28 protein-coding genes and 1 pseudogene are annotated in these 26,608 nt (G+C 61.6%); 18 read left to right on the top strand and 11 right to left on the bottom strand.

The window, feature by feature from the left end:
* Nucleotides 1-12 precede the first annotated feature (12 nt).
* The 3 genes from JQ604_RS19355 to JQ604_RS19345 form a co-directional block, all read right to left on the bottom strand.
* Complete coding sequence (locus tag JQ604_RS19355) at nt 13-1,431, bottom strand: MFS transporter (protein ID WP_212359684.1); 1,419 nt, start codon at nt 1,429-1,431, stop codon at nt 13-15.
* A gap of 66 nt (nt 1,432-1,497) precedes the next feature.
* A complete protein-coding gene (locus tag JQ604_RS19350; RefSeq protein ID WP_212359681.1) occupies nt 1,498-1,821 on the bottom strand; it encodes a 2Fe-2S iron-sulfur cluster-binding protein in 324 nt (107 codons plus the stop codon).
* A gap of 13 nt (nt 1,822-1,834) precedes the next feature.
* Nucleotides 1,835-3,067, bottom strand: coding sequence for a cytochrome P450 (locus JQ604_RS19345; RefSeq protein WP_212359677.1), 1,233 nt, complete (start codon nt 3,065-3,067; stop codon nt 1,835-1,837).
* A gap of 235 nt (nt 3,068-3,302) precedes the next feature.
* Between JQ604_RS19345 and JQ604_RS19340 the strand changes: the two genes are divergently transcribed.
* Nucleotides 3,303-4,229 (top strand): LysR family transcriptional regulator, encoded by a 927-nt coding sequence (locus tag JQ604_RS19340; RefSeq protein WP_212359673.1) that lies wholly within the window; start codon nt 3,303-3,305, stop codon nt 4,227-4,229.
* A gap of 111 nt (nt 4,230-4,340) precedes the next feature.
* Here JQ604_RS19340 and JQ604_RS19335 read toward each other — a convergent pair whose 3' ends face one another.
* Nucleotides 4,341-5,396, bottom strand: coding sequence for a LysR family transcriptional regulator (locus JQ604_RS19335; protein ID WP_212359669.1), 1,056 nt, complete (start codon nt 5,394-5,396; stop codon nt 4,341-4,343).
* A gap of 103 nt (nt 5,397-5,499) precedes the next feature.
* On the opposite strand from JQ604_RS19335, the gene JQ604_RS19330 reads away from it, so the two are divergent.
* The 4 genes from JQ604_RS19330 (at nt 5,500) to JQ604_RS19315 (ending at nt 8,940) form a co-directional block, all read left to right on the top strand.
* Nucleotides 5,500-6,534, top strand: a complete 1,035-nt coding sequence (locus JQ604_RS19330; protein WP_212359665.1) for an LLM class flavin-dependent oxidoreductase — start codon at nt 5,500-5,502, stop codon at nt 6,532-6,534.
* A 93-nt stretch (nt 6,535-6,627) separates the two neighbouring features.
* Nucleotides 6,628-7,197, top strand: coding sequence for a flavodoxin family protein (locus JQ604_RS19325; RefSeq protein WP_212359661.1), 570 nt, complete (start codon nt 6,628-6,630; stop codon nt 7,195-7,197).
* Nucleotides 7,198-7,303: 106 nt separating this feature from the next.
* Nucleotides 7,304-8,227: an NADP-dependent oxidoreductase gene (locus tag JQ604_RS19320; RefSeq protein WP_212359657.1), complete on the top strand. Its 924-nt coding sequence runs from the start codon at nt 7,304-7,306 to the stop codon at nt 8,225-8,227.
* Between the two features lie 35 nt (nt 8,228-8,262).
* A complete protein-coding gene (locus JQ604_RS19315; RefSeq protein ID WP_212359654.1) occupies nt 8,263-8,940 on the top strand; it encodes a TetR/AcrR family transcriptional regulator in 678 nt (225 codons plus the stop codon).
* Between the two features lie 40 nt (nt 8,941-8,980).
* On the opposite strand, the gene JQ604_RS19310 is transcribed toward JQ604_RS19315, so the two are convergent.
* On the bottom strand, nt 8,981-9,763 hold the full coding sequence (locus tag JQ604_RS19310) for an enoyl-CoA hydratase/isomerase family protein (RefSeq protein ID WP_212359649.1): 783 nt from the start codon (nt 9,761-9,763) through the stop codon (nt 8,981-8,983).
* Between the two features lie 372 nt (nt 9,764-10,135).
* On the opposite strand from JQ604_RS19310, the gene JQ604_RS19305 reads away from it, so the two are divergent.
* On the top strand, nt 10,136-11,191 hold the full coding sequence (locus JQ604_RS19305; RefSeq protein WP_212359646.1) for an AraC family transcriptional regulator: 1,056 nt from the start codon (nt 10,136-10,138) through the stop codon (nt 11,189-11,191).
* 228 nt (nt 11,192-11,419) lie between these two features.
* On the opposite strand, the gene JQ604_RS19300 is transcribed toward JQ604_RS19305, so the two are convergent.
* On the bottom strand, nt 11,420-11,935 hold the full coding sequence (locus JQ604_RS19300) for a MarR family winged helix-turn-helix transcriptional regulator (protein ID WP_212359643.1): 516 nt from the start codon (nt 11,933-11,935) through the stop codon (nt 11,420-11,422).
* Between the two features lie 58 nt (nt 11,936-11,993).
* On the opposite strand from JQ604_RS19300, the pseudogene JQ604_RS19295 reads away from it, so the two are divergent.
* The 8 genes and pseudogenes from JQ604_RS19295 to JQ604_RS19260 all read left to right on the top strand — a co-directional run.
* Nucleotides 11,994-12,560 (top strand): annotated as a pseudogene (locus tag JQ604_RS19295) (NAD(P)H-dependent oxidoreductase); the annotation flags it as partial.
* Between the two features lie 525 nt (nt 12,561-13,085).
* Complete coding sequence (locus JQ604_RS19290) at nt 13,086-14,249, top strand: ABC transporter substrate-binding protein (RefSeq protein ID WP_212359635.1); 1,164 nt, start codon at nt 13,086-13,088, stop codon at nt 14,247-14,249.
* Between the two features lie 8 nt (nt 14,250-14,257).
* The gene (locus tag JQ604_RS19285; RefSeq protein WP_212359632.1) at nt 14,258-15,121 is read left to right on the top strand and encodes a branched-chain amino acid ABC transporter permease; all 864 of its coding nucleotides are present in this window, start codon (nt 14,258-14,260) and stop codon (nt 15,119-15,121) included.
* Nucleotides 15,118-16,116 carry a branched-chain amino acid ABC transporter permease gene (locus JQ604_RS19280; protein WP_249158376.1) on the top strand — a complete coding sequence of 333 codons (999 nt, stop codon included), beginning with the start codon at nt 15,118-15,120 and terminating at the stop codon, nt 16,114-16,116. Before JQ604_RS19285 ends, JQ604_RS19280 begins: the two co-directional genes overlap by 4 nt.
* The gene (locus JQ604_RS19275; RefSeq protein ID WP_212359628.1) at nt 16,113-16,865 is read left to right on the top strand and encodes an ABC transporter ATP-binding protein; all 753 of its coding nucleotides are present in this window, start codon (nt 16,113-16,115) and stop codon (nt 16,863-16,865) included. Before JQ604_RS19280 ends, JQ604_RS19275 begins: the two co-directional genes overlap by 4 nt.
* Complete coding sequence (locus JQ604_RS19270; RefSeq protein ID WP_212359624.1) at nt 16,858-17,580, top strand: ABC transporter ATP-binding protein; 723 nt, start codon at nt 16,858-16,860, stop codon at nt 17,578-17,580. The genes JQ604_RS19275 and JQ604_RS19270 overlap by 8 nt, the downstream gene beginning before the upstream one ends.
* A gap of 89 nt (nt 17,581-17,669) precedes the next feature.
* Nucleotides 17,670-18,830: a cytochrome P450 gene (locus JQ604_RS19265; protein ID WP_212359619.1), complete on the top strand. Its 1,161-nt coding sequence runs from the start codon at nt 17,670-17,672 to the stop codon at nt 18,828-18,830.
* Between the two features lie 6 nt (nt 18,831-18,836).
* Entirely contained in the window at nt 18,837-19,994 is a 1,158-nt protein-coding gene (locus JQ604_RS19260; RefSeq protein WP_212359615.1) for a cytochrome P450, read from the top strand.
* A 4-nt stretch (nt 19,995-19,998) separates the two neighbouring features.
* On the opposite strand, the gene JQ604_RS19255 is transcribed toward JQ604_RS19260, so the two are convergent.
* The 3 genes from JQ604_RS19255 to JQ604_RS19245 form a co-directional block, all read right to left on the bottom strand.
* Nucleotides 19,999-20,679, bottom strand: coding sequence for a TetR/AcrR family transcriptional regulator (locus JQ604_RS19255; protein WP_212359612.1), 681 nt, complete (start codon nt 20,677-20,679; stop codon nt 19,999-20,001).
* A 76-nt stretch (nt 20,680-20,755) separates the two neighbouring features.
* Nucleotides 20,756-21,151 carry a RidA family protein gene (locus tag JQ604_RS19250; protein ID WP_212359607.1) on the bottom strand — a complete coding sequence of 132 codons (396 nt, stop codon included), beginning with the start codon at nt 21,149-21,151 and terminating at the stop codon, nt 20,756-20,758.
* 18 nt (nt 21,152-21,169) lie between these two features.
* Nucleotides 21,170-22,174 (bottom strand): amidohydrolase family protein, encoded by a 1,005-nt coding sequence (locus tag JQ604_RS19245; protein ID WP_249158426.1) that lies wholly within the window; start codon nt 22,172-22,174, stop codon nt 21,170-21,172.
* A gap of 181 nt (nt 22,175-22,355) precedes the next feature.
* Between JQ604_RS19245 and JQ604_RS19240 the strand changes: the two genes are divergently transcribed.
* The gene (locus JQ604_RS19240) at nt 22,356-23,348 is read left to right on the top strand and encodes a hypothetical protein (protein ID WP_212359601.1); all 993 of its coding nucleotides are present in this window, start codon (nt 22,356-22,358) and stop codon (nt 23,346-23,348) included.
* 62 nt (nt 23,349-23,410) lie between these two features.
* On the opposite strand, the gene JQ604_RS19235 is transcribed toward JQ604_RS19240, so the two are convergent.
* Complete coding sequence (locus JQ604_RS19235; RefSeq protein WP_349631121.1) at nt 23,411-23,659, bottom strand: septal ring lytic transglycosylase RlpA family protein; 249 nt, start codon at nt 23,657-23,659, stop codon at nt 23,411-23,413.
* A 174-nt stretch (nt 23,660-23,833) separates the two neighbouring features.
* Nucleotides 23,834-24,121, bottom strand: a complete 288-nt coding sequence (locus JQ604_RS19230) for a hypothetical protein (RefSeq protein WP_212359597.1) — start codon at nt 24,119-24,121, stop codon at nt 23,834-23,836.
* Nucleotides 24,122-24,248: 127 nt separating this feature from the next.
* Here JQ604_RS19230 and JQ604_RS19225 point away from each other — a divergent pair, with 127 nt between their 5' ends.
* The 3 genes from JQ604_RS19225 to JQ604_RS19215 all read left to right on the top strand — a co-directional run bounded on the left by JQ604_RS19225 (nt 24,249) and on the right by JQ604_RS19215 (nt 26,569).
* Nucleotides 24,249-24,902 carry a ParA family protein gene (locus JQ604_RS19225; RefSeq protein WP_212359593.1) on the top strand — a complete coding sequence of 218 codons (654 nt, stop codon included), beginning with the start codon at nt 24,249-24,251 and terminating at the stop codon, nt 24,900-24,902.
* The gene (locus JQ604_RS19220) at nt 24,892-25,236 is read left to right on the top strand and encodes a hypothetical protein (protein WP_212359590.1); all 345 of its coding nucleotides are present in this window, start codon (nt 24,892-24,894) and stop codon (nt 25,234-25,236) included. The genes JQ604_RS19225 and JQ604_RS19220 overlap by 11 nt, the downstream gene beginning before the upstream one ends.
* A gap of 334 nt (nt 25,237-25,570) precedes the next feature.
* Nucleotides 25,571-26,569: a hypothetical protein gene (locus tag JQ604_RS19215; RefSeq protein WP_212359587.1), complete on the top strand. Its 999-nt coding sequence runs from the start codon at nt 25,571-25,573 to the stop codon at nt 26,567-26,569.
* Nucleotides 26,570-26,608 lie beyond the last annotated feature (39 nt).

Raw genomic sequence — 26,608 nt, 5'->3', positions numbered from 1 at the left:
TAGGCGCTCTATTCATGCTTGAGCTTCGTGTGCATTCCCTGTGCGCTGCCAAGCGGCTGCGCTGCCATCTCCAATTCCCTGACCGGAAGAGACCAACTGGGGCTGCTTGGCAATTGCCAGGAAGAAAACACCAGCGAGTAGCATCGGAAGAGCCATTACGCAAAAGCAAGATTCGTAGGACCAACCGCCAGCCAACAGCAGCCCCGCCGCGAAAGGGCCGACCGCCGCGCCAATTCGACCGCATCCCATTGCAAGGCCCGCTCCGGTCCCGCGAACACCCGCCGGATAAATTGTCGGAAGAACAGCGAACAAGCCGACGATAGTTCCATTTGCAAAAAAGCCGATCGCAAAGGCCTCCAGGAACATCATCCATCCCGAAACAGGAATCAATCCAAACACACAGCAGCTGGCGAACGTTAGGACCATGTAGGTTGTAGCCAGCGCGCGCAGGCCGCACCAATAGGCTATGGCGAGCGTGCGCAGGCCGCACCAAGCGGTCGCCCAACCAAGGAAAAGACCTCCCGCAATACCCGCCATGTTCATGATGACGGCCCCGCTAACACCGCCTTGAATGCTAAGGCCGAGGTCCACCAACGCCTTGGGAAACCAGCTCAAGAGAAAGTAGAATGTCATCATTGCGAAAAAGAAGCACGAGCAGGTGAGCGCTGTTGTCTTTCTGAAGTCCGGACCCACAACAGCAGCGATTGGGTTACGAGATCGACTACGCTCTGAGGCAACGGGAAGGCTCGTCAAAGGCGACTTTCCCAAGCGCGCGAGGATCTTGTTCATACGGATAATTGCCTCAGGCGGCCGACGCGCAAGAATGAACTGCAGCGATTCAGGCATCATTGCGGTCACAGCTGCCAGCGCGACGAGCGACAGTAGCCCGCCCAGCAAGAATACGGAACGCCAGCCAAAATGCGATATCAGGGGTATCGCCAATAAGCCGCCAATCGTCGCGCCGGCCGAATACCCGATAGTCGTCGCCCCGATGCAAAAGTCCCGTCTTTGTGCCGATGCGTACTCAGCAACGATTGTGTTGATCGTCGGCACCATGCCGCCGATGCCAAATCCCGTCAGCAGGCGAAAGACGAGCATTTGAGTCGTCTCCCCCGCGACGGACGACAGCAACATGCCCGCACTCATGAGGACCAAGCAAAGCTGCGCATTCACACGTCGCCCGATGCGATCGGCTATGGGACCAAGCACGATCGAGCCGATAGCCATGCCTGCAAGGGACGCACTGAACAACCCTCCAAGAGACGCAGGCGCAAGCCCCCACTCGCGAGCAATTGTCGGCGCCGTGAAGGCGAGAGAAAGCACGTCGAACCCGTCAAGCGAGCTGATGAACACACAGATCGCGACAATTCCGATTTGAAACGACGTCATGTTACGGGAGTCGATGTCCAGGGCGACTGCGTGCGTTTCCACGATTCCCTCCTTTATTTTTTAAGCACGAAGACCTTCGTGAGTGGGCAGAGTTCGTCCCCATCCACGTCAAATCTGACGATCCGGCAACCGCACGATGAGGCCGTCGAGCGCGGGCTGCATATTGATTTGACAGGCAAGCCTGCTATTGGCTCGTCGCTCGGCGGCCACTCCGTCGAGCAATGCGTCTTCTGCTTCTGACCTGGCAGGGAGCAGGTCAATCTGGTGGGGATCCACGTAGACGTGGCAGGTTGCGCACATGCAATTGCCTCCGCATTCTCCAACGATGCCTTCGATCGCGTGAACCGCAGCTGCCTGCATGAGATTGATGCCCGCTTCAACATCGCACTCGTCGCGAGCACCATCGGGTTGAACGTAAACGATCCTCGGCATTTCCGCTCCTCGGTTAGGCCGCGTGTAACGTGACGGGAAGGGTCGCCAGGCCACGCAATGTGTTGTTGTGACGTCGCTTCGGCTGGCCATTTATGGAGATCGCGCTCACGCGCCGCGCCAGCGCGCTTAGGACGACTTCGCCTTCGAGCCGGGCGAGTAATTGGCCCACACACATGTGTATTCCGCCTCCGAAGCCGAAATGGCCGCTTGCTCGCCGTTCGATATCGAACTCGTCCGGACGCTCCCAATGACGTGGATCACGGTTGGCGGCCCCAAGGAACATGAGAACCTTCTCACCTTCGTTGAGGTGCGCTCCCGTGATTTCCGTCGATTGAGTTGTCGTGCGGAAGAATGTTTGGACCGGGCTCTCATAGCGCACAGCCTCCTCGAAGGCATTGCGGGCCAGCGATGGGTCTGCATGCAATTTTTTCCACTGCGTCGGAAAGCTCGCCAAGCAGTAGATGGCGGCTCCAATGGCATTGACCGTCGTATCGACGCCGGCGAAGAACAGCGTTCGGACCAGCAACGCCGCCTCATCGGTCGTGATCTCGCCGGCCTCAGCCGCGGCATAAATTTGCGACCCGAAGCCGTCGGGCGCCAAATTTGTCGATTTGCACGATTCCATGACCCAGGACATGTGCGGCGCGGCCGTTGCGAATGCGGCACGACGCAGCTCGTTGTTCGGACCGAACGCATTGAAATTCAGCGAAGCTGTAGGGAGGATATGCTCACGCCCCTCCTTTGGCATGCCAACCAGATCGGGAAAGACGGAGAGCGGATACGCTTCTGCAAGATCAGCGATCGCGTCAATGTTGCGCCGTTGCAGAAGTTCGTCGATCCGGCGTTCCGCCACCAGGCTCAGCTCTTGCCTCACGCGCTTGATGACCGCGGGTGACAGAACTCGGTTGAGGACAGCGCGAGCGCCATCATGTTGCGGCGGATCGGTTTCCAGCACAGGGCTCCTTGGACGCCACGGCTCCTCCTTGGCGAAATCCTGAATGCCTACACCGCGGCTTGAGCAAAAGGTCCGCCAATCATGCAGAACCGATCGAACTTCCGTGTAACGTGCAACCGCCCAGCACTGATAGCGACCAAGCCAAACGACCGGACCGGCCTCGCGCAGTTCGTGATGGACTCTTAGGGGGTTCTCGAAATAGTCGGCCGAGAAAGGATCAACGTCGAGGCTCGGCACTTGTCGCCTTACGGGCTCGTTCTCGCAGTCGGTCTTGTCGGCAGGTAGCGGCATGGTTTCGCTCCTATGCGCTGGCAAAAATTTCGAAGTGGCGCACTTTGCAAAGTCGGCGCGACACAGAGCGACCATCGACGCGCTTTTGCCGCTGCTACCAGCGGCGCGTGATGATGGTTTCGTATGGTCTTTCGCCTGCTCTCGTCGAACGCTTCCTCTCACGTCTTCGGAAGCTAAAGCGAGAGGCAGAGCCGTGACTAGTTGCAGAATTCATTGAAAAACATTACACAACGGCATGACCTTGGAAGTGCAACAGCTTGCCGCATTCCTCGCCATATCGAAGCATGGATCGATTGGTAGAGCCGCTGTTGCGATGGATCTGACCCAACCTGCCGTCACCCGCGCTCTCAAGCGGCTTGAACATCGCCTGGGGACTGTTCTTTTCGAACGGCATCCATCAGGAGTTATTCCAACTCCAGCGGCCGACTCCCTGCTGCCGTATGCGGAAGAGATAGTAAGCAATGCGAAGGCTGCGCTTGAACAAGTTGCCTCGCTAAGAGGACATAGCTCGTCGATTGTGCGCATCGGCGCTGTCGCGAGCATGTCTAACTCAATCGTGCCTGAGGTCATCAACCGCTTGTTGGTCAAGTGGCCTTCGCTTCGAGTGCAGTTGCTTGATGCTGTCGAAGATCAGCTCAGCGAGGCGCTTGCGCGGCGAGAAATCGACGTCGCGATCGCTGGATTTTTGCAAGAAAGCGAGGTCCCTTTTTTGCGTCGCGACGGGCTGACCGACAGCCTTGTCGCGTTCGCACATCCCGAACACGCGTTGGCGAAAAAGGGGCGATTGACCCTTCACGATATCGCCACAGCGCGTTGGGTGCTGCCGCCACGCTCCATTCTGCCTATGCAGGAGTTTGTTCGACGCTTTCGCGATGCCGGCCTCGTTCCGCCAGAGGCCACGGTGGAAACGCGCTCCAATGGTGCAATTCGGGCATTGGTCGGCACGGGACAGTTCATCTCGTGGCAACCCAGAGTGACACTCCAGGCTGAAAGTCGAAGTAGAATCGTCGAGCTGGATGTCCCCGATTTGCTTTGGCACAGAGAATTCTATGTTTATCGGCGCAAACGGGGAATTCTCGCGCCGGCGGCCGTAAGATTTCTTCACGAACTCCAAGAGCTTTGCCGCGGTTCGGTATCGAAAAAGCGTCGCGGCCAAGCATAACGCCCAAACCAAGAAGAGGATCGGTTTGACGCCAGGACCTTCGTCGCCTCGACCGCAAGAGGAACGTTCAATCGGGTCCGGCCCCTCGGGCGCAGCGGCCGATCGTCACCGCTATTTGGTCGCTCGATCAGTTGACCGGCGCCGCACTCGTGCTCTCTTGGCGGCGCTAAGGGCTCGCAAACTCGTGTCAGGCAACTCCGAACGCGGCGGCGCTATTGTCGCGGAAAGCCTACGTAAACCGTTCTCCCAGAACGGGGGATTGCTTAATCGCGATGCAAGCCATGAGGTCAAGGCGACGGCCAACGGACGCGGTTCTCGTCGGCGTGAGTGAAGCGTCCAGAGCTCGACAGGAGCAATCTCGAAGCCCAGATCCAGCATGGCGACTCTCCCGGCTCTAATGTCGTCGGCCACAAAGAAGCTCGGCAGATTCGATATTCCCAGTCCCGCGAGCAAGGCGTCGCGTATCGCCTCGCCGTTGTTGGCCAAGAAGACCAGCCGAGGCGGTTTCGAGCGAACTGCTTTGCCATCTTCGGTCCGGAACTGCCATTGCGCCGAACTCTGCAACAGGGTGTATCCTACGCCCCGGTGATTCCTCAGATCCTCCACGCTTCGGGGGACACCAAATTTCTCGATGTAGAGCGGGCTTGCACAAAGCAGGCGGCGAATTGAGCAGAGACGCCGTCCGACGAGATCGCTGTTCTGCAGATAGCCGATCCGCAGGGCGAGGTCGTAGTTCTCACCCGCAATGTCCACGAAGCGGTCGTCGTAGGTGATCTCGGCCTCGACATTGGGATGCTCGGCCAGAAAGGCCGTGATGATCGAACCGAGATAACGGACGCCCAGGCCCGCCGACGTGGTGATCCTGATCCGCCCGCCAAATTCTGCGCGATCCCTCGTCGCGTCGTGAACCACAACATCCAGGTTTTCGATGACGTCCTTCATGCCTTCGGCGAGACGCCCCCCGCGTTCTGTCAACGCCAAGTTCTGCCCCCGATTGAACAGCGTGACACCAAGGCTCTTCTCCAGCCCGGTTATGCGCTCGCTGATGACCGACTTGGCGAGGCCCAACCTGCGGGCGGCCGCCGAAATTCCCCCTGCCTCGACGACGGCGAGAAACGAGCGGATGGCGACAAGATCGAGTCCGGACAAACGGGGCATGGTCGGCATGATCGATCAATACCGTTCGGCCTGGCCGAACGCAAGGTTCGCCGTCTGGCGACTTGGCGTTCATACCCGCCGCCGTCATCTTCAGCCGTAAACGAGGACAGGAATGGAAATCGGTCTATACACATTCGGCGATCTCGTGCCGCACCCGACAACGGGGCATCGGCCGTCGGCAATGCAACGGATCAACGAGATCATGGCGGCGGCGCGTTTGGCCGAGGAGGTCGGGCTGGATGCGTTCGGCCTCGGCGAACATCACCGGCTCGACTTCGCAATCTCTACGCCGGCCGTCGTCCTGTCCGCGATTGCCGCTCAGACCAAACGCATCCGACTGACCAGTGCAGCTACGGTTCTCGCCGCCTCGGACCCCGTGCGCGTCTTCGAGGACTTCGCCACGCTTGACCTCGTGTCGCAAGGGCGCGCCGAGATCATGGCCGGGCGAGGCGCATTCATCGAGCCGTTTCCGCTGTTTGGCTACGACCTCGACAGCTATGATGAGTTGTTCGTTGAGAATTATTCGCTGCTGCGTAAGCTCGGCCTCGCAGAGCGCATCACCTGGCGGGGAGAGTTCCGCCCCGAACTCCACAACATCGACATAGCACCAAGGCCTTGTCAGAACGAATTGCCCGTCTGGATCGCGGTCGGCGGCAGCATGCAAAGCGCGGTGCGGGCCGGTTCGCTCGGCGCCCCGATGACGCTCGCGGCGCTGGGCGGCCCGATTGCCGCGCGCAAGGGAATCGTGGATCTCTACCGGAGGTCGGCCCCCCGGGACGCCAAGGGTCTTCGCGTCGCGCTTGCCGGCCACACACATGTGGGCGCCACGTCGCAATCGGCGCGTGACCTCTTCTATCCTCACTATTCGAATTACTGGCATCACGCTTCAGGTGGCCGCGTTCCGGCAATGTCGCGCAATCAGTTCGACGATGCCGCATCCGCGGGGATGGCGCTCATGGTCGGATCGCCCGACGAGATCACCGAGCGCCTTCTGTTTGCGCACGAGGTGCTCGGCATCGACCGATTCTTGGCGCAAATCGACGTAGGCTCGCTGCCGTTTCCCGAAGTTGCAGCGGTGATCGAGCGCCTTGGCACCCGGATCGCCCCAGTCGTTCGAAAGAACACCCAAGCGATGAAGATCGCATGACCGTCCGAACATTGACCGTCCAGGACCGATCTGGGTGAAGAGTTCGACTAGCCTTTCGCACACGCATCGACATCATAAAAAGCGGAGTATCCAATGACCAAAATCGCCCTCGTTTTTCATTCCGGCTATGGCCACACCAGGCGAGCCGCGGAGCACGTTCAGAAGGGCGCCCTGAGCGCCGGCGCCGCAGTCGAGCTCATCGCGATTGACGCGGAGGGAAACGTGCCGGACGCAGCGTGGCCAGCTCTCAAGGAAGCGGACGGCATAATATTCGGGTCGCCAACTTACATGGGAGGGCCGTCATGGCAGTTCAAGAAATTCGCAGATGCCTCCAGCAAACCTTGGTATAACAAGGAGTGGAAAAACAAGATTGCTGCCGGGTTCACCAACTCGGCAACGCTGAGCGGCGACAAGGAGTCAACGCTCATGTATCTTTCCACCCTTGCTGCACAACACAAGATGCTGTGGACCGGCACTGGCATGCACCCCTCCAACAGCAAGGCGTCGACCCGCGACGACCTCAACAACCTCGGCGGATACAGGGGGCTTCTCGTCGTGTCTCCCTCCGATGCGTCGGTGGACGAAATGATCCCCGGCGATCTCAAGACTGCCGAGGTTTTCGGCGCGAATGTCGTCGAAGTGGTGAAGGCGGTCAAAGGCTGATCGCCAACCATGCTTGAAATGCGGGCACGACAACGCGACACGCGGAGTCTGCTCGCCTCGCTCCGCGTCGACAACCAGGCGATCACATCGATCACAAGGTCAATCCGTGAAATCAGTTCGTATCCATGGCTTTAACCAGCCCCCCGTCATCGACGATGTGCCCGTTCCCGAAATCGGGCCGGGTGAAGTCCTCGTGCGAGTTCAGGCGTCGGCACTGAATCCACTCGATATTCACATGATGTCGGGATATGCGGCCCAGTTCTTCCCCATCACGTTCCCGTATGCGCTTGGCACCGACTTTGCGGGTGTCATCGCGAAGGCAGGAAATGCCGTCGCCGATTTCAAACCCGGTGATGCCGTGATCGTCTGGGCCGATCCGCTAACGAGTGGCGGTCTCTCGGAATATGCAGTCGTCCCGGCCAAGCACTGCGTCCCGCTGCCCGCTGCGCTTTCGGAGTCGGAGGGCGCCACAATCCCGACCGCGGGAAGCACGGCGTGGCACGCCCTCTTCACCGTTGGACGACTCAAGGCCGGTGAGTCCGTGCTGATTCATGCGGCCGCCGGCGGGGTCGGCACGTTCGCGGTGCAGTTCGCCAAGAGCGCCGGCGCGCGCGTGCTGGCCACTTCGTCGGGCGAGGGTGTCGATCTGGTGCGTTCCCTCGGAGCCGATGAGGTCGTCGACTACAAGAGGGAGGACTTCTCGGCCGTCTTCTCAGGTGTCGATCTCGTGTTCGATCCCGTTGGGGGAGCGACGCAGGCTCGATCTTACCCCCTTCTCAAGCAAGGCGGACGATTGGTAACGCTCACGCTGCCGCCAGACGAGAAGATGGCGAAGGCGCACGGGGTGTCGGCCAGTGTCATGTATGTAGGCCCGTACGCGCATCGCCTGCGAGAGGTCGTGGATGCAGTCGTTCGTGATGGCGTTAAAATCGTCTTCGATCAGACGACGCCCTTTGAGGCATTCAGCAAGGCACTGGAGCGCCAGAAGTCCGGCAGAGCGCGCGGCAAGATTGTCCTCTCGCAATCTTGAATGAGCGGCCGCTGGCGGCATGCCCAAGACCAACGATGGTCAAACATGACAGACATTTGGAAAGCGGCGCCGTTGGCCACAAACCGGAAGAAAGACGCGACGATGTCAAACTTCGCCGCCGCGGGAACCGACCGATGCGCGCTGACGCACGGCGCAACGTCGCGAGGTTGCTTCAAACTGCCGCAGCAGTGTTCCTGGCAGAGGGACTGGACGTACCATTGCAGCGGATAGCCGAAACGGCGGGCATTGGCATCGGCACCGTCTACCGTCACTTTCCGCACCGCTCAGCCCTGATCGAGGCCGTTTTCGGTCCTGAAGTCGACGCTTGCGCTGACGCTGCATCAGTTCTGACGGCCAAGCACGAGCCAAGCGAGGCGCTGGCACTATGGGTGGAGCGTTATGTGGATTTCCTGACAAGCAAACGAGGCCTTGCAACGGTTCTTCGTTCGAAAGAAGCAGCGTTCGCGACCATGCCTGCGGACTTTGGAAAGCGGCTTCGGCCGGCGCTTCAGACATTGCTTGAAGGAGCGATCGCAGCCGGCGACGTGTGCCCCGGTATCGAGCCAAACGATCTCTTGCGCGCGATAACTCTCCTTTGCACGCCAGCACGCGACGATCCTTCCTACGCACGACGAATGACTGCTCTCCTTCTGGACGGGCTTCAGCTGAGAGCAGGATCGCGCAAGGGAAAGAGGAATTGCGACGGTGATTAGAGTGGCGGCAGCCTTCTTCATGCCGCTCCCATCCGAAGAGTCAGTGCGTGAACACGGGCGTCCGCTTTGAAACGAAAGCGTCTACGCCTTCGGTGAAGTCGGCGCGTTGTGCGCAGGCAAGGAAGGATGCCTTCTCCGCGTCGAGATGAGCGGCGAAGGCTGCAATCGTCTCGCGCTTCAGAAGTGCCTTGGTTGCCGCCGCGACGCTTGCGGAGTTCTTCGACAGCTCCGAAGTGAACCGTTCGACGAGCGCGTCGAAATCCGACGATGGCGCCACTTCATTGATGAGACCCATATTCTTCGCCTGACAGGCATCGTAGGTGCCACCGGCCAGGAAGAGTTCAGCAGCCTTCTTGGGACCGACCAACGGGGTCAGCAGGAAGCTCCCGCCACCGTCGGGCGTTGTCCCCAGGCGACGATAAGCGGGCGTGAAGCGGGCCGTCTCGTCGGCGACGACGATGTCGCCACCGATCGCCATGGAGAAGCCGCCGCCAGCCGCGGCGCCACGCACTGCGCAGACAACCGGTTGGGGCGCCTTCTGCAAGGTCAGGATCAAGGCATGGAAATGGTCGATGATCTCGGCGATCACCGGTAGCTTCTGTTCGGGCTTCCCCACGAAGGCTGCAATATCGCCGCCCGCCATGAAATGGCGTCCGGCGCCTTTCAGAACAATCACCTTCATACCCTCGATGTTCGGTAGCTCGCCGGCCAGCCGTCCCATCGCCCGCGCCATTTGCAGATCGACGGCGTTGAGTTCGGCAGGTCGATTGAACGTGATCGTACCGATCTCATCTTGCCGTTCAAAAATCACGGTTTCGTTCATCGTCATTCTCCTGCTGTCATCAGGGTTTGGCCGAGCGCTTTGAACATGGCTGAATGTGCCAAGTTGAAGTTCATTGTCCGCTTCCAAGTCGCTAACCTTTCGAGGCGGTCCGACCACTCGGAGCAACCGTCGTCAGATAAAGCTGTTCTCGACGACTTATGAGGCCGCATCGCACCGCCAGTCCGCGCTCGCAATTAAGGCGAACTACCTTCATGCAATCGAGGCGGGCAAGAAGGCGGATCGGCAGATCTAACCAGCTCGCTCCATTGCGGGCTATTTCCTCTGATTTCATCTGGCTACTTGAGAAAGCAGTACCGCGCGGCAGAGCATTTTTGCTGCCAACGACGTCACAAATCGTGCCAAGATGGTCAAATGGAGCATACCGCCGCAACGCCAATAGCCTTCGTCCGAGCCATCCTTTTGGGCTACAAAAGGTACAAGAAGGACCCCAAAGCCGCTCTTCAACAGGCACAAATCGCGCCATCTCTTCTTCGTCGACCCGACGGCCGCATCACGGCGTCGCAGATGGAGACGTTGTCCGGTTTCGCCATGCAAGAACTCGACGACGAGGCGGTTGGATGGTTCAGCCGGCGCCTGCCCTGGGGGAGTTATGGCATGCTTTGTCGCGCCTCACTAACGTCCCCGACACTCGGCATCGCGTTGAACCGGTGGTGTCGTCATCACCGACTTCTGACCGAGGACCTGATTCTCAAATTGAATGTGGCGGACGGGATTGCTTCATTGAGCATTGAAGAGAGGCGCGATTTCGGTCAGATGCGGGAACTTTGTCTCATCACGACAATGCGGTTTGTGCTCGGATATGCGTGCTGGTTGATCGATTCACGCATAGCACTCGACGAGACAGCTCTTCCTTTCGATGCACCGCCTCACTCAGGTGTGTATCCCCTTCTCTTCTCACCTGGGCCAGTTCGTTTCACCTCCAACTGGACCGGCTTCTGCTTTGATGCCCGCTATCTAGACCTTTCGCCAAGACGCGACGAGCAATCGATGAGTAAGATGCTAAAGCGAGCGCTCCCTTTGACCGTGCTGAAGTACCGCCGCGATGCCCTCCTCGCAGAGCGAGCGCGCGAGGAGCTAAAGCGCAGTCGCCATTCGGCCTTTTCGCTTGCAAGAGAGCTCAATCTTTCGGTGCGCACTCTGTATCGCCAGTTCAAGGAGGAAGGAACGTCGCTTCAGGCGCTCAAAGATGAGGCGGGTCGCGACAGAGCGAGCGACCTTCTGCGGCGGACCCAAAAGCCGATCAAGCAGATCGCACGAGCAGTGGGTTTCACGAACGAGAAGAGCTTTGTGCGGGCCTTCCGGTCGTGGACTGGACAGACGCCGACGGCTTACAGATCTGGTCATACCTCCAAGGGTCGAAAGGGTATGGTTAAGCGCTATCTGCAGACGAGACGAACCTTTGCGTGAATTCGTCGAACGCGGTGTCGTTCTTGTGGCGCGGGTTTCGCTCCGGACAATGCGACCAGGCGCGTGCGAAGGGAGGCATCTTCGCGATCTTTTCGATGGCGTCATGGGGTGCGGCGGCATCTCGAAGAAGGAGTGCTATGGCTTAGGGCCTGCCATTCGAATGACCGGGGAAAGCGCTTCTCAGTTTCGCCACCGCGGGCGGCTGCCACTGACGCGACCCTCGCCTGTCTACTTCGGTAACCCCATCGCGCGAAGCATCCTGTAGAACCGCTCGGTGTCCCGCCCGAGAAGCTCGGCGACCTCATCATTTAGATTGGCCATTACGCCGTTCAGGGGAGCCTGTAGCGCCCGCCCGCGCTTCGTTAGATAGAGTCGATAAATCCGGCGATCGCTATCGTCGGGCTTGCGTTCAACAAGACTTGAGCGCTCCAAACGATCAATCACTCCCGTCATGGTCGCGCTATCGATCACCAGCCTCCCGCCCAGCTCCGCACCGGTGCGTCCATCTTGTTCCCAAAGAACGCAGAGAGCCGCGTATTGCGCCGGCGTAACATCGTGTTCCGAAAGCGATTCCTTCGCACGGCGCATGACGCGTTGTTGGGCCTTGCCGAGTAGAAAGCTGATGCAATCCTCGATTCGGTCCAAACTGCCCTCCTCTGCATCACAAGAAGCGTTTGGGAAGTCGAAGAGTTTCAGGAATTTGCAGCGTTCGGTCGCCGTAACCGATTCCGGGCTGCCGGTCATCTTGCGAGAAGCGTGAGCCAACCATGCGCGTCCACTAAGTCCATGACACCCCGAGCCCAAGTCGTTCGTAAGCGCTATGCGCAACGCGATCGTCGACGAACTAGCGGCGACAGGCGCCACAGTGACCGTGAGCGATCTCTACCAGATGGAATTCAGACCTGTCCTTTCCCCCAACGATTTCGGATCCAGGAAGCGGCCGGAGTATCTCATCTATGCGCTCGAGCAGCGCTATGGTTACGAAACCAACATGCTGGCGCCAGAAATTTCGGACGAAGTCGCGAACGTTCTTGCCGCAGACGTCCTTGCTTTCACCTTTCCGATCTTCTGGTTCAGCGTTCCGGCAATTCTAAAGAGTAGGATCGAGCGGGTTTTCTTGTCGGGACCGATGTACGGGGGCAAGCGGCTTTATGATCTCGGTGGCCTTAAGGGGAAACGAAGCTTCGCAGCCATGGCGCTGGGGGGACGGCGTCATATGTTCGGATCAGATGCGATCCATGGCGAGCTTGAAACCGGGATGATGCGCCACTTTTTCCAAGGCACGTTGGGCTATGTCGGCCTCTCCGTGCATCAACCGTTCGTCGCTTATCACGTCCCCTATGTGACCGATCGCACCGGGAGGCGATGATAGAAGACCTTCGTAGCTATATCCGCAATCTCGATCATCAGCCGACAATGACGTTTCCGAGCGTTCGCGAATTCGATGAAATCCTCGCACCGCGGAAGTGAGTGCAAACCAGGTAAATCCTAGTTGCCTTCGGAACGGGAGCGGGTCTTCCGCAGCCGGCGATCGCGACGATGATTGGCCAGTATCTCGTGATATTTGGGGAGCGCTCGCCGGAATTGCACAACGATGCGCCCCACCTCGTCGCCATGCGATGACTCCGCACGTCCCCGCTGCCACCGGGACCGCTAGGGCTGAATTTGGTCGCGCCGGCTTGATTGATGATCTGCAAGCTGTGGTCACCGCCACCGGCAACATGACGCTCTCACTAGGAGAAGTGGTCATCACGGCAACGCGAGGGCTACCTCGCGCCGCCGGAATCCCGTCTCGGAGTTCGCGTCGTCGCCTTGCATATACTTTCCATTTGGTCTATTTTGCAGAAAGCGGTCCGTCAGAGACCCAACACACCTTCCAGGGAGGATGACCGGCATGATCGCCAAGATCGTGATCGCGGCCGCGGCGATGCTCGCCGCCACTGCTTGTGCAAATGCCGAAGACCGGCCGCTGAAGATCGGCTGGCTGATGAGCTATACCGGCCCGGGTGCTGCGGCCGGTGCCGCGTCCGATACGGCAATCGAGGTGTTCTTCAAGAAGTTCGGCAGGACGATTGCCGGCCGCAAGACCGAGATCATCAAGCGCGACACCACGGGTCCGGCACCCGACGTCGCGCGGCGTCTCGCCCAGGAGCTGATCGTCGGCGAGAAGGTGGATTTCCTCGCCGGCATGGATTTCACGCCGAACACGATGGCGGTCGCACCGCTGTCGACCTCCGCCAAGGTGCCGCTGCTGATCGTCAATTCGGCAACCTCAGGTATCCTCGCCAAACATCCCTACGCCGTCAGGTTCGGCTTCACGACCACGGAGATGGCGCAGCAGCTTGCGGGTTATGCCAGCAAGCAAGGCTTCAAATCGGTCTATACGTTCGTGCAGGAGTTCGAACCCGGTCTCGATGCCGAAGCGATGTTCCTGCGCGAGTACAAGGCGGCCGGAGGCACGATCGCAGGCTCCGTACGCGCGCCGCTCAAGGCAACCGACTTTTCCGCCTACATCCAGCGGATCAAGGACGCCAATCCCGACGCCGTCTTCGTCTTCATGACCGCCAGCGAGCTGCCGCCGATCTTCCTGCGCCAGTTCAAGGAGGCCGGCCTCGATCCCGCGAAGATCATCGGCATCGGCGATATCACCGACGAGGCGTCGCTTCCGTCGGCCGGCGACGCGGCGTTGGGCGTGGTGACCGCCTTCCACTACACACAGACCCACGATTCGGCTGCCAACAAGGAATTCATCGACGCCTTCAAATCGTTGGCGCCTGAACGTCCCGTGAGTTTCGTGCCTGTTGTCAGCTACGATGTGCTGCGGGCGATCTATCAGGTGGTCGAGGCCCAGAAGGGCGAGCTCACGCCGGATCGGACCATGGAACTGCTCAAGCAGATCAAGTTCGAGAGCCCGCGCGGCCCGATCGCGATCGATCCGGCGACCCGCGATATCGTCCAGACGATCTGGTTCCGCAAGGTCGAGAAGCGCGACGGCCAGATCGTCAACGTCGAATTTGCCTCGACGCCTGACGTCAAGGATCCAGGCTCGGCCCGTTAGGTGATTCGATGCTGGGTCTCGTCAACATCCTGATCGGGGGAATTGCCTACGGCTTCGTGCTGTTCCTGATGGCCGGCGGGCTGTCGATCACCCTCGGCCTGATGGGTTTCGCCAATATGGCGCATGCCGCTTTGGCGATGGTCGGCGGCTATACCGCAGCGCTGCTGATCGGCAAGGCCGGTTGGCCGTTCCTGGCGGCGCTCGCCATGGCCGGCGTCACCGCGGCGCTGGTGGGCGCGGTTCTGGAGCGCACGCTGTTCCGCAGACTCTATCAGGCCTCCGAACTGGAACAGGTCCTGCTGACGATCGGCGTGGTCTATGTCGCGATCGCCGCAGCAACGTATCTGGTTGGGCCGGAGCAAATGGCGATCACGGTCCCCGCCTGGCTGGACGGCAATCTCCGTCTCGGACCGATCGACCTCAACCGCTACCGCCTGTTCCTGATCGGGTCCGGGGTCGCGCTGCTGCTGTCGCTGGTGCATCTCATCGAGCACACCACGTTCGGCGCCAAGATCCGCGCAGCCGTCTTCAACCGCCGCATGACGGCGTCATGCGGGATCGACGTCGACAAGCTCTATGCGCTCGCCTTCGCACTCGGATCGGCGCTCGCTGGTCTCGGCGGCGCCCTGAGCATCAAGCTGCTCGGGCTCGACCCCAACTTCCCGATCAAGTTCCTGACCGAGCTCTTGATCGTCGTCAGCGTCGGCGGACTTGGGTCGCTGCGCGGGACGTTCCTCGCCGCGATGCTGTTCGGCATCATCGACGTCGTCGGCAAATATCTGCTGCCGGAGATCGGCGCCTTCATCATCTACGCGACTGCGCTTGCCTTGCTGACCGTGCGGCCGCAGGGCCTCGTTGGGCGGCTACGATGAGCGACGTCACCCTCGATCTCGCCCGCATGATGGTCGCCCGCCGCGCGCGCTGGACCACGATCGAAATCATTTTCTGGGTCGCGGCCGCGGCCAGCTACTTCCTGTTCCCCACAAAACTCGTCCTGCTGACGCAAATCCTGATCGGCGGCCTGTTTGCGATGTCGCTGGATCTGCTGCTCGGCTATGGCGGTATTCCGTCGTTCGGACACGCCGCATTTTTTGGGCTCGGTGCCTACGCCGCAGGCCTGCTGGCCGCCCATGGCTGGGGCGAGCCAGTGTCCGGCGTTTTCGCCGGCGGCGCTGCGGCAGGCAGCCTCGGATTTGCGTTCAGCGCGGTCATCGCCAGGGTGCGCGGCGCGGCCGTGCTAATGGTGACGCTGTGCATCGGGCTGCTGCTGTTCGAAGCGGCCAGTCGGATGCCTTGGCTGACCGGTGGCGACACCGGCCTGCAAGGCATCGAGATGTGGCCGCTGCTCGGTTTGTTCGAGTTCGATCTCTTCGGCCGAACCGGGTTCTGGTACGCGTACGCTACAGCCTTCCTGCTCTATCTCGCCGCCCGGCGCTATGTGCATTCGCCCGAAGGGCTCGCGCTGAAGGGGATGCGCGAAAATCACGACCGTGTGCCGATGCTCGGCGTGTCGACCGTCAGGCGCAAGATGATCGCCTTCACGATCTCGGCGACCATCGCCGGCATGGCTGGCGCGCTGCTCGCGCAGACGACGCAGATCGTCGCACTGGAGACGCTGAGCTTCGAGCGCTCGGTGGCCGCTCTCGTCATGCTGATCGTCGGCGGCATCGGCACGTTGATCGGCGGCTTCCTCGGCGCTGCAACCTTCATCTGGCTGCGCGACGTGCTGTCGGCCCTGCATCCGGTCTACTGGATGTTCTGGCTCGGCCTCGCGCTGATCGCGCTCGTCCTGATGGCGCGGGGTGGCCTGGTCGGCGCGTTGAGCCGGCTCACGGCCCGCCTGGCCCGCGTGAGGACCATGCGATGACCGCCGCTGCGCTCGAGACCAGAATGCTCTGCAAGCAGTTCGGTGCCCTGCAGGTGACCAACGGGGTCAGCCTGCGGCTGAAGGCAGGCGGCCGCCAGGCGCTGATCGGGCCGAACGGCGCGGGCAAGAGCACGTTGATCAACCTGCTCACCGGCGTGCTGGCGCCAAGCAGTGGCAGCATTCTGCTCGAAGGCGCGCCGATTGACCGCCTGACCACCGACCAGCGTGTCACGCGCGGGCTCGGCCGGACGTTCCAAGTCAATGCGCTGTTTCCGTACCTAACACCGCTCGAGTCGATCATGCTCGCGGTCGCGCGACGCAACGGCCGGCTCGGCAAGCCGCTGCTGGCGCTACATCGCCAGTCGGACACCACGGATGAAGCGTTTGCGCTGGCGCGCTCGGTCGGACTAGAACGGGATTGTCTACGCCCGACCGCCGAGCTTCCCTATGGCCGCCAGCGGCTGCTGGAGATCGCGCTTGCGCTTGCCGGTCAGCCACGGGTGCTGCTGCTGGACGAGCCGGCTGCGGGCGTTCCCGCCGGCGAAAGCTTCGAGTTGATGCAGGCCATCGAGGCGCTGCCGCGCGACGTGGCCATCCTCTTCATCGAGCATGACATGGACCTGGTGTTTCGGTTCGCCGAGACGATCACCGTGCTCGTCGCAGGGACCGTGCTGTGCGAGGGAACGCCTGGCGAGATCGCCCGCGATCCCGAAGTCCGCCGCGTCTATCTGGGGAACGACGGTGACTGAGCCGCTGCTGCAGATCGACAAGTTTGACGTCGGCTATGGCGACGGGATCGTGATCCACGACCTCCAGCTGGGCATCGCGTCCGGCGGATCGCTCGCCGTCCTCGGGCGCAATGGCGCCGGCAAATCGACGCTGATGCTCGCGATCGCCGGCCATCTCGTTCCGCGCGCAGGTCGGATGCGCTTCGACGGCAAGGATATCACAACTGCGCCGCCGCACCGGCGCTGCCGGGCCGGCATCGGCTGGGTGCCGCAGGGCCGCGAGGTGTTTGCGCCGCTCTCGGTCGAGGAGCATCTCCGGATCGCCGCGGCGCCGGGCGTCTGGACGATCGACCGCGTCTACGACCTGTTTCCGCGATTGAAGGAGCGGCGCGGCAATTTCGGCAATCAGCTGTCGGGCGGTGAACAGCAGATGCTCGCGATCGGGCGCGCGCTGGTGACGAATCCCCGCCTGTTGCTGCTCGACGAGCCGCTCGAAGGGCTCGCGCCCGTCGTGGCCCAGGACGTCGCCCGCTGCATCGGTGAAATCACGCAAGCCGACAACATGGCCGTGGTCCTGATCGAACAGCACGCCGGCTTCGCGCTGCGGCTCGCGCAGCAGGCGATCATCCTCGAGCGCGGCGTCGCCGTCCGGCGCGGGACCAGCCAGGCCATCGCCGCAGACCGTGACGCACTGGAACAATTCGTCGGGATCCGGAAGCCGGTCCGCGCCGCCTGAAAGGCGGACGCAGCCGAAACAGCGGCTTGCTTATTATATTTTCCACACGGTATATTTAATTAAGAAACTAGAACAACAGGGAGGACCGCATGGGCTTTCGCTTCGACCCCGAGGACCGCGGCTTCGTCGATGACCCCTACCCCACCTACAAGCTCCTGCGCGACGCGCATCCCGTTTACCTGCATGAGCCGAGCGGGTTCACCATCGTGACGCGCAACGAGGATGTCACGCGCATCCTCAACGACTTCGAGACCTTCTCGTCGTCCCGCGGCAACACTCTGGTCGACTCGCCGCTGCGCGTCGGCAAGACCCTCGGCACGACCGATCCGCCGCGCCATGACGAACTGCGCCGCGTCGTGATGAAGGGTTTTACCCCGGCCCGGATTCAATCGATGCAGCCCGCGATCGAGCGCGATGTGGAACGGCTGTTGCACGATGTCGGCGGCCGGCGCGAATGCGACTTCATGGCCGACATCAGCCGCCCCATTCTCTACGGCGCACTTGGCCGCATGCTCGGCCTCGACGGCGACGCCGCGCGGCGTGCCGCCGAGCTCTCGCGGGATCTCTTCCACGCGGGGACAGGCGCGATGGGTCCGGTGTCGAAGCCAGGCGTGATGGAGGAGGTCTTCGCCGTGCTCGGCCGGCAGCTCGAGCGCCGGCGCAAGGATCGGAGCGACGACCTGTTCTCCTTCCTGCTCGAGGCGCAGGAGGCCGGCGCGCCACTCTCCGACGCCGAGATCCTCGGCAACATGTCGACGGTGCTGCTGGCCGGAAATGCGTCGATCGGACACTACTTCTCCAATCTGATCCACGCGCTCTGGAAGAATCCGGACGAACGCCGAAAACTGTTGGCCGACCCGACCAAGCTCGACGCGGCGGTCAACGAGGCCGTCCGCTGGGACACCTCGACGCAGGCGTTCGCGCGACACACCACAAAGGAGATTGCGCTGCACGGCGTCACGATCCCGGGCAATAGTCGGCTCGCGGTCTGCTACGGATCGGCCAATCGGGACGAACGGGTGATTGCCGATCCTGACAGATTCGACATCGACCGCGGCAAGACCCGCCATTTCGGCTTCGGTTCCGGCCCGCATATCTGCCTGGGCGCGCCGACCGCGCGGGCGATGATGCGGACCATCATGACGCCGCTGTTGCCGGCGCTCGGCGAATACGAGCTCGACATCGCCGGCGCGGAGCGGGTCGCCCATCTGATGGTGCGCGGCTTCTACAAGCTGACAATCCGCTGGTAGGTCGCAATGACCAGCTTCGATCTCGCCAGCGACACATATTTCGACGATCCCTACCCGACATATCGGCAGATGCGCGCCGAGCGGCCGGTTTACTATTGTGCTACGACGAATCTCTGGTTCCTCAGCAGGCACGCAGACGTCGTACATGCCCTGGCCAACCATGACCTCTTCTCGTCCTCCGCCGGCAACGCGCTGAGCGATTCCCCGCTCCGCGTCGGCAAGACGCTGGGCTCGACCGATCCGCCACGCCATGACGAGCTCCGGCGCATCATCATGCGCGGTGTGACACCCGCCCGCATCGAGCTCGTTCTCCCCTGGATCCGCGACGAACTCGCCGCGCGCCTGACGGCACTGCGGACGCGCCGCCATTGCGATTTCGTCACCGAGATCAGCCGTCCCCTACTGTTCGGTGCGCTCGGCCGTATGCTCGGCCTCGGTCCTCAGTCCGCGAGACGGGCGAGCGAACTCTCCGAGCGGCTGTTCCGTGGCGAGGCCGGACCGGCTGGTCCGGCGCTCGACGAGGACGACCGCGCCCAGGTAATCGCGCTGCTGTCGGATGAACTGGCACGGCGCCGCGTCGAGCGCGAGGATGACCTGTTCTCGGTGCTGATTGCGGCGCAGGAAGCCGGCGCTCCGCTCGGCGATGCCGAGATCGTGGCCAACATGATGACGGTGCTGCTGGCAGGAAATGCCTCGATCGGCCACTTCCTGCCGAACCTCATGCATGCGCTCTGGCGCCATCCCGACCAGCGCGCGCGCGTCATGGCGGATCATTCGCTGATCGACGGCGCGATCGAGGAGGCCGTGCGCTGGGACACCTCGACGCAGTGCTTTGCCCGCACCACCTCGGCACCGACCGATCTCGCAGGCATGGCCATTCCAGCGGGCGCGCGGCTCGCGCTGCTCTATGCGTCGGCCAGCCGCGACGAAACCGCCATTGCCGATGCCGATCGCTTCGAAATCACCCGCGGCAAGGTCCGGCATTTCGGCTTTGGCTTTGGCCCGCACGTCTGTCTCGGCGCCAGCACGACCCGCGCGATGCTGCGCGCTATCCTGCCTCGCCTGCTGACGGCCTTCGGCGACTACGAGATCGATCTCGCGGACGCGATCCGCGTCCGGCACCTGATGGTGCGCGGCTTCAGGAGCCTGCCGATCGGCTGGTAAGGAGTCAGCGCCGGCGAGGCTTCTCGGGCGGCTCGCGGAAGAACAGGGCGCAGCAGGTCTTCACGTGCTCGTCGACAAACTTCTTCGAGAAAGGCGAGCGCCCCATCACCTGCTGGACTTCCGCATTCAGCATGAAGATACGGGTGACGGCGCCGATGAACAGATACTGCAGATGGTAGGGATCGCCCTCGACATAGCGTCCCCGCTTCTGCGCTTCCCGGATCAGCTTGGCGACAACGTCGAAATAGGTTTTCACCCGCTCCTCGACCAGCCAGGTCAGCCGGTCGCTCTCGCGCTTGCCTTCATGCGACATCAGCCAGTGGAAGTTCGGATTGGCCGCCGCGAAGCGGATGAACTGCTCCTGCAGCAGACGAAGCCGCGCGACCTCATCCTTTTCCGAGATGTCGGCGAGCTGAACCTGGAAATGCTGGCCGAAGTTGAAGCTCGTGGTCGAGACGACCGCCCGCCAGAGGCCTTCCTTGTTCTTGAAGTGATAGGTTACCAGCGGATGCTGCACGCCGGCTTTGGCGGCCACGGTCCGTGTCGAGGCGCCCTCGAATCCGCGCTCGGCGAATTCCTCGAACGCCGCCTGGAGAATTCGTTCCCGCGTATCGAGCGAGCGCTGCTGGCGACGGCGCTGGTTGACGACCTCGTCGAGCGTCTCCTTGGTGAGATCTGTTGCCAAACTGCCCCCGCGGCCAAGCGATATCCGATCAACAGGCTATCCGCCGGGGGACCGGATTTGTCAACCGCGCGGGCTTTCAGGCGCCGTCGAGGACGGCGATCACATCGCATTGCACGAGCATATTGGCCGGCAGATGATCGTTCTGGAAGGTGTGACGCGCCGGCCGGGATGCCGGATCCGGGAAGGCGACCAGCCAATGCTTGTTCACGGCGTCGCGCGCCTCCGGCACCTTCACATAAACAGTCATCTTGACGATCCGTTCGAGGCCCGCGCCGGCGGCCTCGACGATCCGCTGCAGATTCTCGAACATCAGCTCGGCCTGCTGGCCGACGTCATCGGGGATCAATCCGGTCTCCGGATCGAGGCCGTAGATGCCGCCGGTCATGACGATGTTGCCGACCCGCGAGGCCGCGGGAATTGGCTGCTTGCCGTGGCTGAAGCCTGGCACTTCGATGCTGCGTCGTGCGGTCATGCTGATCTCCCCTCCCGCTCACGCGTCGAGACGGCTGAAGAACTTGCGCGCGTTGTCCTCGAAGATCCCCTTCCGGTCGGCCGAGGTGAGCTCGGCAATCGACTCGATCACGGGCTTGAGGTCGTCGAAGGGCTTGCCCGTCTTGGGATCGATGCCGCCGCCGCTGCCCGGCCGTTCGGTTCCGAACATGCAGCGGTCGGTCCCGACCACGTCGAACAGCAGCTCCAGCGATTTCTTGTTGTGCACAACGGTGTCGAACCAGAAGCGCTTCAGGCTGGCGTCGAAACTCTCGGTGTCCATTGGCAGGCGCCCGGCCGCGATCGCCATCTGCCGGTTGGAGCGCCAGCGCCCGACCTGGAACGGCACGGAGCCGCCGCCATGGCTGACCATCAGCTTCAGCGTCGGATAGCGCTGAAATACATCGGAGCGTGTGATGGTGGTGATGGCGAGGCTTTCCTCCGTGATGAAGTGCTCGTCATAGGTCTCGCGGCCGCAGCAGGCGCAGCTGTGGATGTGCGCGGGAATGTCGTGCTTGCAGAGGAATTCGTAGAGCGGATACCAGTACGGATCGGCCAGGGTCGGGCTCTTGCCCGTCCCCTCCGACGGATCCGGATTGAGCAGCACACCGATGAAGCCGAGCTTTTCGACGCATCGCTTGATCTCGTCGAACATGGTTTCGACCGGAGCCCCGACCGCCTGCGGCAGTCCTCCGACCCCGCGGAAGCGCTTCGGGTACATCTTCACCGTGCGGGCGATGATGTCGTTGTTGTCCTCGGCCCAGGTGACGACGTCCTCCCAACGGTTCTCGCCGTGCACCATCATGAAGGGACGCGGCGACAGCACCTGCAGGTCGGTCCCCACGCCATCCATGATCGCAACGTTCTGGGCAGCAGATTTCTCCAGCTCGGCGTCGGAGATCGCGGCCGGAAACCTTCCGTATTGACCGCGCGCCACGACCAGGTTGCTGCGATGGGCATAGAGCGCGGCGGGCGCGACGAGATGGGCATGCGCGTCGATGATCATGGACACGGTCTCTCCCTGAGGCCCGTGGGGGGCCGATTATTAATTAGTCCACTTGGTATATATAATATTGGCGAACTTGCAAGGGGATTTTCGCCGCCGCCGCTGCCAGTTTCCGTTGCAGCGCTGCTGGTGGCATGCAATATTGTCCACTAGGTAAATATAATAAAGGGAGGATTTCTCGATGGCCAAGATCGTGTTCAGCCTTGCCGTCTCGCATACGCCGATGCTGGCGCTCGAAGGCAAACGATGGAGCGAGCGCGCCGAAGACGACAAGAAGAACAAGTCGCTGAACCTGTCCGACGGACGGTTCGTCAGCTACGACGACCTCGCAAAAGAGAACGGCGCGCCCTACGGCGGCATCGCGACCGAAGCGAAATTCCTCGAGATCGAGGCCGCCTCGCAGAAGGCGCTCGGCCATGTCGCCGGCCGTCTCGCCGCTACCGCGCCCGATGTGGTCGTGATCATCGGCGACGACCAGGCTGAACTGTTCAGTCATGCCAACATGCCCGCGATCTCGATCTTCCATGGCGAGGAGATCCTGACGCATGAGAAGCACATCACCCCGCAGACGCCAGGCTGGATCGGCACGGTGATGAAGGGTTATGCGATGGATGCGGTCCACAGCTTTCCCGGCCATCCCCAGTTCGCGCTCGAGCTGATCCGCGGCCTGATCGACGAGGATGTCGATATCGCCGCTGCGGCGAAGGTCGAGGACCCGCTCAAGGCGGGATTCGGCCATGCCTATGGCTTCATCATCGAGCGTCTGTTCGGCGGGCGCGCCATTCCGGTGGTGCCGATCCTGCTCAACACCTATTTCCCGCCGAATGCGCCGACCGCGCGCCGCTGCTACGACATCGGCGTCAAGCTCGCGAACATCATCGGCAAGTCGCAGCGCGATCTTCGCGTCGCGGTGGCGGCCAGTGGCGGGCTCAGTCACTTCGTCGTTGATGAGAAGCTCGACCAAAAGATCCTGAAGGCGATCCGCGAGAAGGATGCAGGGACGCTGCGAAGCCTGTCGCGCGGCGAGTTGAACTCCGGCTCGTCGGAGATTCTCAACTGGGTGATGGCGGCGGGTATGTCCGAGCATCTGACGAACGACTGGTCGGAATATTTTCCGACCTATCGCACATCCGCTGGAACCGGGACCGGTATCGCCTTTGCGACGTGGTCCTGACCACCTCGAATGGTTCGAGGTGTTGACGAAGAGCTCCATTTCCTTCACCGCTGCCGCTCGCCTCAAGGCAATTCAGCAGGAGCCTTGACTACCCCACGATCCGTAATGCCCAAGTTGCGCGCAGTGCCAAGGGAAAGGTCAAGAACGCGGTCTCGAACCCATGGCCCGCGGTCAGTGATACGAACCACCACCGACTTGCCACTCTTAAGCTCAGTGACGCGAACTCTTGCGCCGAAGGGCAGGCTGCGATGCGCTGCTGTTAGTGCATCCCGGAGGAACGGCGTGCCGCTGGCCGTTTTCCTTTCCCATATGAATAGAAAGAGGCTTTACCGGAAAAAGCCGATTGAAAGCTCGGGCCCCCGAGCGAACGTCACGTGCTGGCGGTTGTCCCATCAGAGGTTGCGGCAGTGGCTCGTCGTTTTTCTGGTCAGGTCTCTCAGGGTTGGCGCCGTACCCCTTGTCATGCCTGATCGTGCGTCAGGATATCAACGATCGTTTCGTCGAAGCTCTTGTCCGAGCCGATGACGAATCTGGTTGTCGACGAAGCTCTCGACGGTAAACCAGATCAGCCGCGCATCATCGCGTCGAACCTGGCTTGGCGATGTCGGGCGAGTGACGTGGTGATGTTGTGATGCGGTGATGCGGTGATGCGGTGATGCGGTGATGCGGTGATGCGGTGATGCGGTGATGCGGTGATGCGGTGATGCGGTGATGCCCCTGTCCAGTCTTATGTCGGGCGCCGGAGCAGTTTTGATGGATTTAGCTGTGGACAACCTTGGTCCGACTTTTTGTCGATTCTTGCTCTAAACGCGGAATCTCGCCCGAACCCGCCAGGGACTGTCCACATTTTTTGCGCTCAATTGCGCAATTTGATCCGCGTCTGCCCAGCTGGAATGCTCGATGACCGGAAGCGAGCGCCAGAAAATGAAGGTTATAGCGACAGTTCAACAAAAGGGGGGAACGGGGAAATCAACCACATCCCTGAATGTTGCCGTGGCGACAGCGCTCCGCGGCTATCGCGTCGCCGTGCTGGACATCGATCCGCAAGGGTCGCTGCAGTTGTGGAGGAGCTTGAGAAGAAAGCGTTGGCCGTACGTGGAACAGCTGCGTTCTGAAGAACTTGCAGGCTGGATCGCACGCAATCATCACCTGTTTGATCTTGTTGTCGTCGACACGCCTGCGCACGACGGCAGGACGATCGCTCACGCGGTCAAGGCAGCCGATCTTGCTCTCATCGTCACTCAGCCCACCATGTTGGCGACGTCTGTCGCAATGCGCCTCAGAAACCTGTTCCTTGATCACGGGATCCCCTTTGCAATTCTTCTGTCCCAAACGCCGCCGACCCTGAGCGCCCGTCTCGTTCAATGGATCGATAACCACCGCCTGTTGGGCACCGTAGTGCAGGGACAGCTCGCCTACCGCTTCGCTTATCAGGACGCCATCGCCGTCGGCATGGGGGTCAGCGAATATGAGCCAGAAGGCCGCGCGGCCGCCGAGGTTCAAATCGTCACCGAGTGGATTTTGCGTCGACTGGAGATCGTCAATGAGCCGTAACCCAAAGGACGCGCTTGACGCGGGCTCGCGGCATCTGCGCGATGCCCTCACCTACTCGGATTCCAACCGTTCTCAAGGGCTAACCGGGGAGAACTTGCGCACGACCGTCTCTATGCAGCCGGACCTTCATCTCGCGCTGCGCATGTTGGCGGCTACGCAAGGATGTCGGATGAACGATCTCATGCTCGTCGCGCTGGAGGACCTATTGGTGCGGCAGGGCGTCCTTCCGGGCGATGTCAGCCGCCCTGCCCTTCGTCGGCGGCTTGAAGCAACCGGACGGTGCAGGCCTATCGAACGTCCTGATGTGACCCGGTCCGACCAGAACCCCGAATAGGGACAGGGAGCCGGGAAATCATGGGTTATCCACCAGACGCCCGAACGACCTCATGCTTGTTGCGATGGAAGACTTGTTGGTGCGGCTGGGCGCCCTTCCGGGCGGTGTCAGCCGCCCTGCTCTACGTTGGCGGCGAGAGGCTCGCCAACGAGCAAGACCGACTGAACGTTCTGACCCGCCCCTCCCGTCCGATCGCACATTCAGGCGGTAGTTATCGGACCGCAGGCCACGGACGACATCTATTGAACCGACTAGATGTTGCCGAACACTGGATTGACAGTGCTTCCCTCTTGCGGCCATCCGGGAGATGGTGGGCCAGAGGGAGTTGCTCACCATGGGTTTTCAGTTCTTTCGTCTTAACGTATACGCCCGCCGCGGCGCCCACAAGCGGCGCTCGAAAAAGCGAAATCCGTCGCTGACAGATATCCGCGACGAGATGGTGCGGGCGCCGCATGCCTGCAGTCACGTGGCGGAGCCGAGGGTGCCGCAAATCGTGTTCGGCTGTGATCCGCAGGAGGCATTCGCGTTGGCCTCGACGCGAGCCGATAAGGCCGTTAATAAGCGTGGCCATAAAGTGCGGTGCGACACCCCGGTCGTCGCGGTCGGCGTCGCGAGCTGGCCCGACACCGTCGCCGACATCGAGGCCGATCCCCAGAAGGCGGCGGAGTACGAACATTGGCGCACCCTGACCATCGGCTTCCTTGCCGATACGTGGGGCGACGCGCTCCAGTGCGTCGTCGAACATCTGGATGAACCGCACCCGCATATTCACTGGGTGATCGTCCCAGACCTCCCGAAGGACGGCCAGCTTCAGATCCAGAGCGTGCACCCGGGCTACGAGGCGACGGCGGCGTCGAAGGCACGCGGCGAGACCAAGCGCGAGCAGAAGCAGGTCTACAAGGCCGCCATGAAGGCGCTGCAGGACGACTATTACGAGAACGTCGCCTCCCACTGCGGCCTCACCAGGCTCGGGCCGCGCCGGCAGCGCCTGAACCGCGAGGAGTGGACGGAACAGCAGCGCCAGGCCAAATCGCTGGCGAAAGCCCGCGCTAGCCTCATGGCCGATCTCGATAAGGCGAAGGCACAGGCGAAGCAGGTTATCGACGACCGGATCGCAAAGACCCGTGCGGAGGCGCAGGCCCGCGTGGACAACGTCACGATGCAGATGCATCAGCGCATCGAGGCGCTGAAGCTAAAGGCCCGCCAGCGGATCTCCGAGCAGCAGAACGTGACGATTAAGCTAGAAAACGAACTTGCTCTCAAGGAGGAAGCGCTGCGGTCCGCCCTGGCTCTTCTGGAAGAGCACGGGATCGGGCAGCCGTCACCGTCATAAACGGCCCGGCTCCTCCATGAGATCCTGGCGCTCTCCAAG

The sequence above is a fragment of the Bradyrhizobium jicamae genome (assembly GCF_018130695.1).
GTDB classification, from domain to species: domain Bacteria; phylum Pseudomonadota; class Alphaproteobacteria; order Rhizobiales; family Xanthobacteraceae; genus Bradyrhizobium; species Bradyrhizobium jicamae_B.
This window is presented reverse-complemented; position numbering and strand designations above follow the sequence as displayed.